Annotated in this window: 9 protein-coding genes and 1 pseudogene; 4 read left to right on the top strand and 6 right to left on the bottom strand. The window is 45.3% G+C overall.

Going from position 1 to position 11887, the window contains the following annotated elements:
- The first annotated feature begins 387 nt into the window (after nt 1-387).
- The 3 genes and pseudogenes from L6I86_RS26025 to L6I86_RS26015 all read left to right on the top strand — a co-directional run bounded on the left by L6I86_RS26025 (nt 388) and on the right by L6I86_RS26015 (nt 1872).
- Complete coding sequence (locus tag L6I86_RS26025; RefSeq protein WP_236291315.1) at nt 388-834, top strand: WGxxGxxG family protein; 447 nt, start codon at nt 388-390, stop codon at nt 832-834.
- Between the two features lie 257 nt (nt 835-1091).
- A pseudogene (locus L6I86_RS26020) lies at nt 1092-1154 on the top strand (MFS transporter); the annotation flags it as partial.
- 199 nt (nt 1155-1353) lie between these two features.
- Complete coding sequence (locus L6I86_RS26015) at nt 1354-1872, top strand: DUF3231 family protein (RefSeq protein WP_236291314.1); 519 nt, start codon at nt 1354-1356, stop codon at nt 1870-1872.
- A gap of 319 nt (nt 1873-2191) precedes the next feature.
- Here the strand turns inward: L6I86_RS26015 and L6I86_RS26010 are convergent, their stop codons facing one another.
- From L6I86_RS26010 to L6I86_RS25990, 5 genes are all read right to left on the bottom strand, one after another.
- Nucleotides 2192-2857 carry a protein kinase domain-containing protein gene (locus tag L6I86_RS26010; RefSeq protein ID WP_236291313.1) on the bottom strand — a complete coding sequence of 222 codons (666 nt, stop codon included), beginning with the start codon at nt 2855-2857 and terminating at the stop codon, nt 2192-2194.
- A gap of 183 nt (nt 2858-3040) precedes the next feature.
- The gene (locus tag L6I86_RS26005) at nt 3041-5398 is read right to left on the bottom strand and encodes a hypothetical protein (RefSeq protein ID WP_236291312.1); all 2358 of its coding nucleotides are present in this window, start codon (nt 5396-5398) and stop codon (nt 3041-3043) included.
- Entirely contained in the window at nt 5395-6855 is a 1461-nt protein-coding gene (locus L6I86_RS26000; protein ID WP_236291311.1) for a glycosyltransferase family 2 protein, read from the bottom strand. Before L6I86_RS26000 ends, L6I86_RS26005 begins: the two co-directional genes overlap by 4 nt.
- On the bottom strand, nt 6836-7933 hold the full coding sequence (locus L6I86_RS25995; RefSeq protein WP_236291310.1) for a HEAT repeat domain-containing protein: 1098 nt from the start codon (nt 7931-7933) through the stop codon (nt 6836-6838). The genes L6I86_RS26000 and L6I86_RS25995 overlap by 20 nt, the downstream gene beginning before the upstream one ends.
- On the bottom strand, nt 7930-9600 hold the full coding sequence (locus tag L6I86_RS25990; protein WP_236291309.1) for a response regulator: 1671 nt from the start codon (nt 9598-9600) through the stop codon (nt 7930-7932). The genes L6I86_RS25995 and L6I86_RS25990 overlap by 4 nt, the downstream gene beginning before the upstream one ends.
- 431 nt (nt 9601-10031) lie before the next feature.
- Between L6I86_RS25990 and L6I86_RS25985 the strand changes: the two genes are divergently transcribed.
- Nucleotides 10032-11042, top strand: a complete 1011-nt coding sequence (locus tag L6I86_RS25985) for a DUF3231 family protein (RefSeq protein WP_236291308.1) — start codon at nt 10032-10034, stop codon at nt 11040-11042.
- A gap of 272 nt (nt 11043-11314) precedes the next feature.
- Here the strand turns inward: L6I86_RS25985 and L6I86_RS25980 are convergent, their stop codons facing one another.
- Nucleotides 11315-11650 (bottom strand): YmaF family protein, encoded by a 336-nt coding sequence (locus L6I86_RS25980; RefSeq protein ID WP_236291307.1) that lies wholly within the window; start codon nt 11648-11650, stop codon nt 11315-11317.
- Between the last annotated feature and the right edge of the window lie 237 nt (nt 11651-11887).

Genomic DNA, 11887 nt, shown 5'->3' with positions numbered 1-11887 from the left:
TCTAGCTCATTCAGTATATGATTAATAAAAGTAGGTGAAAGACCAATTTAGAAGTGCCTTAATAAATTGAGTTTACATACACTTCGATAATAAATTTGTTTTCCCCTTCCTTATCAGTCCATGATCTTCCTTCAAAATTTGCATCTTACTACCACTTGCAGCAATATCTTCATTATGATCAGAAACTTTAAATAAATGCCTCTTATTTGTGCCGCCCTTACGCGCATTAATATCTTGTTGTCCGACAGCAGCGTCGGATCTCAAAGATGGTACGATTTGCCCTCCTCGTAGCCCCTGTTTTCCACCAACTTCTAAGTTAATACGGAACGAAACGGAGCATGATAAGTTTTGTACGACAAATATAAGCTGAGAGGGGAAAAGACATAAGTGAAAAAGTTTCGTACGTTAACATTGGCGGTAGCTTTTACGGCAGCATTGAGCTTTGGTGCAGTTGGTGCGTATGCAAATACAGGTACTTCGGGGACAATAGGGACCAGTACTACCACAACATCGGGCTATACGGGGAGCAATTACGATACAATATCGGGGACTAGGACCACTGACGGAAAATCGGCCGGAACAGTGACTGGGACTACCCCAACTACAACACCAACATACGGGACGACAGGCAATACGTACACTGGCCAAAGCACCAACGGTTCAGGCGTCGTATCAAACACTAACCGCAGCAATTATGATATGTCATCCTATCGTGCTAAGGCCACTAAGGTAGACGACAATGATATGGATTGGGGATGGCTTGGTTTAGTAGGACTATTAGGCCTTGTAGGACTTAGAGGGAATAATCGCGGCAGAAACGAAAGCTATAAATAATATCCTATTTTTTTATTAATGAAGAAATACCTCTATTCGACCTTTTATCTAACTTTTTATACTTAATAATAGGACAGGCTAATGTAAATCACCTATAAATTTTTTATTATAGGTGATTTTATAATTTTGACTACTACTCCTCAAAAATAAGTCTCAGTTATAATTCCTCGATGAATAATGGTACATATAAACAGGATTATATCAATAACGATTGCGTAACTTAATGCAAGAGATGATAACGTGTTTCTACTGCGTCCATTCCATTAATTATGACGTTGGGAAATTCCATGTTGATTCCCGTTCTACCTTCTATTCGCAGGTGCTTTCCCATTGTTCTGCCACTCATCGGTGATATTTACAAAAATGAAAAGGGTATCTACATGCATGGATTGTGTGATAGGAACACTATGGCGGAGTCACTGTTTAGTTCAACTTTTATAAGTATCCATGAATTTTAAGGGTGCATTCAGACATAATAGTACAGTTAGTAAATAATTAATATTAGAAGGAGCTTATAAAATGGGAATTTTAAGTGGAAATCCAAAAGATGAACCTCTGCACTACGGCGAAATTTTTAGTGTATGGCAAGCTTCGACAGTAGCAAAAGGCGCATTATCTTGCTATCAAGCTTATTCAAATCACTCAGGCGACAAAGAACTAAAAAAGGTTCTGGACGATCTTATTGATCAAGCAAAGTTGGAAATCAAAGAGCTGGATAAAATTCTTATTGATAACGGAATTTCACCAATTCCTATGCTTCCTGAAAGACCGTCAGTTAAACTTGAAGAAATTCCAGTTGGTGCAAGATTTACAGATCCTGAAATTTCCGCCAAAATTGCATCTGATACTTCACTTGGACTAGTTGCTTGTAGTCAAGCAATGGGACAAGCTATTAGAGAAGACATTGGCGCTCTTTTTGCGAAGTATCATATAACTAAAACAGCCTTAGGATTAAAAATATTAGAAATGAGTAAAGAAAAAGGTTGGCTTATTCCTCCTCCACTACAAATAAAAAGACCTGAGACTATTAATGCTTAAGGACTAAGTTTAATAAAGTGTGAGCAGGATCCCTTAACATCAGTGGGATCTTGCTGACTTTTTAAAATTATCTATATAGCTTGATTTTATTCAAATCCGCCTCCATAAATTACCTATAGAAGTGAACTGCCACACCCAGAAAAAAGATTTTTTACGTGTTCTATTTGACATTATCTTTGCGCCCACTCCTCATTTCATCGAATGATTATGTCTTGCCTAAAAAACCTCCGCCGCATGTCAGATTAACTATTCTCTGGAGTTGCCGCCGCATATTCATGCGGCTTTAGCATTCTTTTCCCCGGCATCAGTAGTGCAAGCCTTAGCAAAATGGTCGCAATGCGGCAATGAGTGCGTCAGTCGATGGATACCTGTCCTTATCGTTTACGTCAAAGGGATTTAATAACACATGTCTAAGATCTCTATCGCGAATTTCCGCCTTATGGATATCAGCTAGCGTCCCGTTCATGAGGAAAGCGCATATTTTGCACACATCCTGCAGCTCCTTTTTCATAACAGCGGGACTCACAATCTTCTTGGCAATGTTGAAATCTATTACTTTAACCGTCTCTGGCTTATTGTGAAGTATCATTACATTCTTGGGCAGTACATCATTATGGATATAGCCCGTTTTGTGGAGTTGTCTAATACCCTTGAGGATGTTGATTGTAATCTCTACACTTAAGTCCTGATCCCGCTTATTGGTGAAGGTATTATGAAAGTCATCGCCCAAAGTCGTCCCCCGGATATACTCAGTGACCAAATAGCCTTTTTCCCCGATTTCAAAATAATCATAATAGCGTGGCAAAAACTCACCAACCCGGTAACTCTGCATAATTCGCGCTTCGCGTCTTGCCGCCTCACGGTTGGAAGTCTCTTTGATTGCCAGCTGACGTCCTTTCGAATCATAAGCTTTATAGACCTTGCCTAAAGCTCCGGACCCTATCAAGTTAAGATCAACGGTATATCCACCCCACATGTTTCGCATCATCGGCCCCCCCTATTTCTACTAGATTGATAGATTTATTTTATGTGGACCGTGCAAAAACTGCTTGGGCTTCTTAATAAGCAAGACAAAAATGAGTCATTTCATAACATAGCTGACCCAAAGACTAAAGATTTGAAATTCATATCTGACAGAAAAGTAAAAAGGAAATCGCACGCTCATAATTCAGAGCTTATCCGTTGGAAACCGCACGGCAGCAAATGTTTCTTTCAGCTTGTAGTACGATTTCTTCAACCGTTCGTGTGTTTGAGGATAGTCCCACCCTTTCCATTGATAGAACGGCATGTCATTGGCGCGAAGCACGCCGTTGTTTGCAGATGGCAGGAAGTCAGCAATTGCGCCCCCCCCTGGATGCTGGGTGGTGTCTTCGTCCGGTTCTGGCCTATAGGTGACGACTGCAACGTGGAAGCCTGGAGTTTGCACGCTTGCATCAAGGCCTTTCTCCCTAATGTTTCCTACCGCTTCATGCATGCTGGGATCTTTGATATTGAGTAGTTGCCAGGGAATGCGCAGCTCGACAATTGCATCCTTGGCATTCACAGCCACATCCGTAAGAGAATCGTATTGCGGACTGTCCGGGTCACCATCGCCGAAGCGAAGTAAACCCGTTTCGTAGGATTCGAAGGGAATAAACGCAGCGTCACCTTGCCGATTCGGAATCGTCAACGGCTTATTTAACGTCAGCATCTGTTTGTGGAATACGCCATTGTTTTTCTTGTCCGCATATGCGGTCTGCGGAATCATGGCCAGCATGCGGCCATACTGCAGTTCGTGCAGATCGTAATAGCTGTCAATCCATATCCGGGAGGTGTTCGGTCCTTTGACATCGATCGCAAAATCAAATCCGGCATCGCTTGTCAGTCCTCCTCCCGACATCGCCGTCTGCCCTTGATCTGGCACCGTATTGAGCAGGAACGTCGCATTAGTTCTCGTCCAATCAAGCGACTTATCGCTCTTACCGAAATCGAGGCGGAAATATACATACCGTTCGTCACTCGCCATATACAGACGGTCGATTTGGCGCTGCTCGTCATAACCGTCCTTATATTTCCGCAGGGCGCTTGCGCCAGTTTTTCCAGCAACAGCAAGCGGTTGAATACCGGCTCTCTCCCAGTCCTCCGTATTCCCATCCACTTTCACAATTAGCTCCGAGGCGCCAGAATCGAAGCTCATCAATCCGAAGTTTTGCTCACTCGTCTGAACGTTCGACCAGAACGGACGGCGATCTGGATTGTCGTAGTCCATGTTGTTCCAAGTACGCTTGAACCACTCGTCCTGCCAAGAGAATACGAGTCCGCCGGCCATCCCTTCATGATAGATATCTTCGAACAATCGACTATCGATCTCCCCTTGCTCCTCCTCGGACAAAAAGCCCTGATTCCAGCCGCTGACATTGCGGTGCGTCATACCGCGAGATGCGGGAACGCCGAACTCCGCAACGACGACAGGCATCCGGTGTACCTGTTTCAGATCCCTTAGGTAACCTGCGTAATTATTCTTTTGTCCCCATTCATCGATATAACCAGTGTACTTCGTTTCGTAGTTCATGAAGTCCGGATAGTATGGATATACATGATAGGATGCGAAATAGCCGGCTTTGAGGGACGGTGTTGGCCAGATGACGTTCGGATTGATGAATACCGCATCCTCCTTAGCACTCGGTTCTGCCGGATGTTTCAACGGATCGGTCGTCACCCAGTTCGTAAAACTAATGGGCCGTTGCCATGTGTATTTTTCCGTTTCATACTTGACCGTATCGTCCATCGCTTTCGCTAGCCACGTCTCGAATGGGGATGCCATTTCCGTCCGGAAGTATGTACCTTCGAAATCTGGCGCATTCACATGCTTGGCGTTCGTAGAGATAACAATATCAGGATCCCATTCGACCCCGATGATCCAGCCGAGTACATACTGCGAAATGTCCGCTGTATACGAGCCGGAAGCATGGCCAGGCCTGTCAGGAATTTTGGCGTTCCCGTGAATCACGTCAATGGTGCGTCGTGTTTCCTCGGCGAAATCTTGTGAATTCTCATTAGCAAACACATCTCCTGACGCGAGAAGCTTGTCCTCGTTCATCCAAATGCCCTGCAGGACATAAAGCGGATTTGCCGCCTTGTCATTGTACGCTTTAAGCGCCTCGTAAAAAACTGGCGGATGCAGCGTATAAATACGCACCACATTCGCATGCATGTCGCCGATATGCTGAAACCAGCGCAAATACTCGGCTTTCGTTATCGCCGTTTCACCTGGGAAATGCCCCGGTTTGGCGATGCCCATATTGACGCCCTTAAGCAGCAAATCTTGCGGCACGCCATTGTGGTACACCTGCAAATATTGGCTCCCGACGTTTGCTGGAATCGTTAATCCATCCACCTTCACCGTCTCCACATGTTCGCGCGGAGCGAATATTCCAGACACCAAAACCGTCGCGGTAACCCCTACAAGCAGCGCAATGACGGCAGATGCAATAATAATTTTCCGTTTCATAAGAGCACTGTACCCAGCTTTACGTATTTTTCTCATTTGCCGGTGCCTCCTTGACTTACGGAAATGCCTTTGCGAACCATATCTCCCCACTCTTGCCGTTTACCGAAAATCGCTTGCACAAGCCCTCGGCAACGCCATATCGTTTGGATTGGCCGATACCAGAATGATTCCGACAGCGCCCACCAGAACAACCGTGATACATCTGCCACTCGGTTGTATCTACCCATTCCCCATTCTTCAAGCAGTACCGCACCCATCGATAAAAATGAGCCGTACAAAATCATGGCGGCGAGCAGCAGCGCACTAAAAGCGATGTTGACGTCGCCGATCAACAAATGAACGACAAGGAACACATAACCAAACAATTCGACAACAGGACCGAGCAACTCGACGAACAGAAAATAAGGCATCGACACAAGTCCGATACGGCCATAACGCGGATTGAGCATCATACCGCGATGTCGCCATAGACTCTCGAACAAACCACGATGCCAACGTATACGCTGCCGCTTCAAATACTTCAATTGCTCCGGCGCTTCCGTCCAGCACACAGGATCGGGAATATAGGCGATGTGCGCCTTGCTCTTCTTTTGGCGAATCAAGCGATGCAGCCGTACAATTAGCTCCATGTCTTCTCCGATCGTACCGGTCTCGTAGCCACCCGCTTCCAGCAGCCAATCTCTGCGAAAAACGCCGAACGCGCCGGAAACGATCAGCAGCATATTCATCTTGCTTAATCCGATACGTCCCATAAGGAATGCCCGAAAATATTCGATTACCTGCATAACAACGATAGTGTTGCGAGGTAAACGAACATCTTCACCAAGATATCCACGGTCGACGACGCTTCCGTTGGCGATGCCGACACTACCGCCGCAAGCAATGATTTCTTCTCCAGGCTTTGCTTCCACGATCGGCTTCATAATTTTCAGAAAAGCGTCCGGATCGAGCACCGTGTCACCGTCTAGCGAAACGACATACGGATAATGTGCAAGATTGATTCCCGCATTCAACGCATCGGCCTTGCCCCCGTTCTCCTTGTCGGCCAACTTGAGGTTTGGATGAATGCGTGACTGGTATATGCCGCGAACCAGCTTCGTCTCTTTGTTTAATCCTGACCAACGTACTTGATGCTGAACTTCGAACATATCAAACTCATCGATCATGTTCTGTTTCGTCGCGTCTTTGGAGCCGTCGTTCACGACGATGATCTCATAGGTTTCATAATTGATGCCAAGCAAAGAGCGGACACTATCGACGATATTGAGCTCTTCATTATAAGCTGGCACAAGGATGGACAAGGGTGGACTGAAGGATGAGTTCAGGATTTCTTCGTTTTGAAAAGACAGTGAATTTGCTTTTGTACGAATTGTACGAATCGCGACGAAGAACAGTAATATGTAAAAGAGCATAACCATAAGGATGTAAATGACAATAACAACCGATCCAATAACTGAAGCCAAGGTGATCCATTCACTCCACGTTTCGTTCATAGCTTCTCCTTTCCAGCATCTCTTCCGCCGCCTCACGTGCATAACGATCGGCATGCATCGAAGCGATGCGTGCGAGATGTGCATCGCCTTTCGAATAACGACCAATTGATTGGGCAGCTTCAATACGGACGGCATACCGATCGTCACCGATCATTTGTTCCAGAAGCTTTTGGTACTCCGCATTCCTTACCTCCCCCATCAACCGTGCGGCCATCAGCCGTTCCTCCCATGGATATTGACGCCAATCGGAATAACGAACATAATGAGCTTCCTCCGCTTCCTGACTCAAATACCCGAAACCCGCTGCCGCTTTTAGCGCACGAATGCGCAGTTCATCGGACGGCGAGCACAACAGGCGCTCAATCAGGGCAAGATAATGTTCCGTACGAATATTACGGGTCCGCAGTACATCGAGAAGGTTACGCTGCAACAAGTCATTCCCCATATCGAACCGATCAATCAGCTCCTCAAGCAGTTCCGTTCCTAGCGCCATTAACAATTGTCGGTAACGGTGATCGGATAACAACGGCAGCGGTCCGTGTACACCGACCAGCCAATCCAGCAACTTCTTGTCCTGGAGTACCGCTAACACCCGCAAAGCCGCAAACAACTCCTCTGGCTTAATCCGTTTGCCTTTCACAATTGCGGAAACTTCCTCATGAAGTCCTTTCATTCGAAACAAACCGACTTGAGCAAGAGTATGCAGCCGTACTTCTTCCTTACGGTCATTCAAACGGTTTCGATATAACGGTCCATACAACTCTTCAGCGAGACGATACACCCGCTCGTGTTCCGATTGCGTTCCCCCAACGCGAAGCCGATGGGTCAAATACGCTTCAAGGGCGCGCCATTGCCACGGATGATGCGGTGAAATCCGACGCGACGGCTCTCCCATCGTCACATAGCGTTCGATCGGTGAATCCGGCATCGAAGCGATTGACGACCATACTGCTATCTTGTTTCGTCTTTTGTTAAACATCCATTTTCGGGTAAGCAAATAACAATAAAGGGCGAGTAGCAAACAGATCCAACAAATGCAAACTAGCAGGACTGCATTAAAGGCTGTTGAATCGTTCATCGGCTTCTCCCCTGCAAGAGACGCCGTATACGAGCTTCAAGCTCTGGCAGACGAAACGGTTTCGTGACGTAATCATCCGTGCCCGCCCGGATGGCCTGCGCGATTTCCGTCTCGTCGCCATTACCAGTCAGCATCAGAATGCGATATTTATCAGCCGGATAGTCTGTGCGCAAACGAGTTAGCACTTCCATACCATTCATACGCGGCATCATTCGGTCAAGAATGAGCAAGTACGCATGCTCTCCGTTATGCCATACGTCCGAGAAGAAAGCTTCCCCGTCCGCAAATGTACGAATTTCCAGCCCTTCTCCTCCAACAATTTCCATATCGCGTAGGCGTCGCTCCAGCATGTTACGGATTAGCGGGTCGTCGTCGATGACGGCTACACGGCAAGCTCCTTTGCGCTGAATGTCTACAACTGTATGGGCACCGCTCAAGCGATTGCGAAGGCCAAGCTTCATATCCCTCATTGCTTCACCCAGTGCGGCAATGCAAGCATCAGGGTCATACGCCCCATCCAAAGTCGTGAAAACATACGACAGCGACATGTTGACGGCATCCCCAGCGATCTCAAATGTATGGGCGGTAAACAATTCCGACAACTGATTTAATCTCAGCGATATGGTTTCCAACGTGCCTTCTCTTCCGAGAAGTACGAAACGGTCCCGCTCCCATCGGACAAGCAGTTCGTCCGTCCGGATATGCGCTCTCAGCCACCCGGCGGTATGATGTAAATAACCGTCTGCCGCCGCATGGCCATATCTCTCGTTCAAGCTGCGAAATGCATCAATATCGAATTGTGCCGCCCAATACGACTTTCCTTCAGCAATTGCCTCCTGGCTGATTTGCTGCCACCGGATTCGTAAATATTGAGTATTATAAAGTCCAGTTAACTCGTCCGTCAGGATCATTCGGCTGATCGCTTGCTTCCGGCGCAGCTTGTTCAGGACGCGTACGACAAACTCATTAAGATCGAAGGGCTTGGAAATGAAGTCGTCCGCGCCCGACTGGTATGCTCTGATGCGTACATCCGTGTCGTTCTGAGCGCTTATTAGCAAGACAGGCACCATAAAGCGTTGCGACCTCTCCTGCAGAATGGTTAGTAAATCAAAACCGCTATGGCCTGGCATGACGACATCCAATACGATACAATCTGGCTTAAGCTCATAGAACCATTTGATCGCCTTATCCGGATAAGGTGTCGCCAGGACGATGCATCCCTCTTGTTCCAACCGCTCTTTTATCAATTGAAGAAAGGCCACATCGTCATCGATCAGCAGGACGAGCGGGCCAGGCACCTCGGAAATCATAACGGGAGCCAGGGGTTCGGCTTCCACGGCTGCTGCGGATTCCCGAAACGATTCCATAGCGCGATTAGAAATATTCTGTTCGCCTAGTGTATCAGTTGCTTTTCTTAACGCCATAATTGATTGGATAAAGCGTTCAAATTCCGCCAATGTCCATAAACGCAAACCATCTTCTGTAAGATCAATCAACAACTGTTCGGCCACTTCCGTCCATTCTTGCAAATCAATTGTAGCCGCTGTTCCTTTAATCCTATGCAGCAACCCGTAAAGGTCAGCTTCCCGGATCGGCTCGTTCGCGGAACGCCACGAAGCAATCGTTTCGTCGAATTGCCTAATAAACAGTAGCTGAAATTTCGTCATATCACTCTTCCTTTTCTCACTAGGTTATAGTCCATTCATTACTTATACATTATAATCAAAAAATCATTTCAATCGCCATATCCACTGAACGAGAATTCTTTCCCTAGCTTCAAAGTTTAAGTTAAATTACAAATTTAAAAGTTTACAAGAATAAATCCCGAAGGATCGAATTTTCTTTTGGATGGAGCCTAGGAGGTTCGGTTTAACTGAAGATTTGAAGCTGGACCATCAAGCGAAAGTCTCCAGATAAGCTAGTATATCCTTGTTTGCACTTGAAAGCCCTCACAAATCTTTGATATTCAGTTGTTCATCAATTCTCCTACTCTCTTATTCCACAGGCTGCTCACTAATGACTTTTATTCTTTCGAAATTGAATAATATAGAAGAAACTAAAACAAAATAAGAGAAAAATATCCCAAGGAGAACAATTAATGATAACTGAACACAAAATCTATTTAAATGCTGCTGAAATTGCTGCACTTTGGGCAGCTTACATGAATGATTCTGTAGGTGTTTGTACAATAGCATCATTTATAAGTCACATTGAAGACCGTGAAATTCAGTCAGTTCTAGAATTCGCCCTTAGCCTATCAAATAATCATCTTCAAAAAATAATATCCCTTTTTAACGAAGAGCAATATCCAGTACCTGACGGATTCCAACAGGAACATGACGTTATAACAGAAGCCCCACGATTGTTTACAGACGATTTCTGTTTATTCTACATTCAAAATATGGGCAAGATTGGTTTGGAATTCTATACAACAGCTTTATCAAATGCCGCTCGTCTTGATATTTGTGAGTATTTTACTGAATGTTTAAATGAATCAGCACGTTTATTAAATAAAGCCACAGAAATCATGTTATTGAAGGGTACTTTCATTAGAGCTCCATTTATTCCGATCCCCCCGAAAAATGAATATGTTCAAAAACAAAGTTACATGGCAGGTTTCTTTGGTCAACATAGAACATTAAATGTTATTGAGATTTCTAACATTTATTATAATCTTATACAAAATCAGTTAGGCCGGACTTTGCTTATGGGGTTTAGCCAAGTAGCCGGTTCTCAAAAAGTTCGTGACTACTTGGTCAGAGGTAGAGATATTGCAGATAAACATGTCGAAATTTTCGGTTCCCTTCTTAGTAAAGAGTTCCTTCCTTCTGCAAGTGCATGGGATACAATGCCCACAACCTCCACAACTACGACATTTTCCGATAAACTTATGATGTTTCACGCTACTTCATTAATTGCTGATGGAATTGCACACTATGGAAGAAGCTTAGCGCTTAGTCCAAGGAGAGATCTTGCAGCACTTTATGTTCGTCTAACTTCTGAAATTTTAAACTATGCCGAGGATGGGGCCAATATTATGATTGATAACGGCTGGTTAGAACAACCACCACAAGCATCTGATAGAGATAGATTAGCCTCCCCTCAGTAAAGGAGGTGGAGCTCTATTCGTTACGAACGAGCTGAGCAAAAGCATCGTCAGCCATTTGCAGACGCCACCCTCAAGCCAATTCGATCCCAACTTGTCAATGTATCGCTGCTCGTAATGTTAAGTGACACTGCTTTGCCATGTTCACACACCAATGCACCAATGCAAGCATTGACCGGATAAGCCATAACACTCCTGAGGTAGCAGCGGATGGTTTGTATCAACAAAAAAGGCCGGCCCAGAAAGCTCTGGGCCGGCCTTTTTGGCTAGCTTGATTATAAAAGCGGTCTATCAATTAACGTAGCAAAATTGAATTGGTGTCTATGCTCATCATTCTGTGTCGTCATCCCGGTGACGAAGTGCACATGCTTGCCATTGCCGACAGGAATGGCGGGCCCTGTTCTGATTTTTTTGAGATTATGAAAATGATCTAAAAAGTCCGTATTCGATAGATCGATTTCATGAATATGGCTTTTGCCGCTCCGAATCGCTTGCCCTGTTACACCTGCAAATCGATGATTGTGTCTGTCCGCGCCTTCCTCCGCCAGCTTCGTGCTTCCCTCAAATTCATGAACATGCTTCTGACTCTTTCTCGTCGCCTTTTTTTTCATTTGATAATGTCATCCCCTTGGAGTCAAGTCACTTCAAGAGTAGTTTATTAATTATCGGCAGACGTTGTGTTAGGTCTATCGACCAATTATTGAAGAGCTGTCATCCTATTCATTAATTCGGAACCTAAACGGCCACTGCTGTTATGTTTCAAATATTGCGGGTTAAGGTAGGACAATGTACTAATTATTCAATAGTATACAAAAACTACAAATGGGAATTTTAATTGTGACATCTTC

The organism is Paenibacillus allorhizoplanae (assembly GCF_927798215.1).
GTDB classification, from domain to species: domain Bacteria; phylum Bacillota; class Bacilli; order Paenibacillales; family NBRC-103111; genus Paenibacillus_E; species Paenibacillus_E allorhizoplanae.
This window is presented reverse-complemented; position numbering and strand designations above follow the sequence as displayed.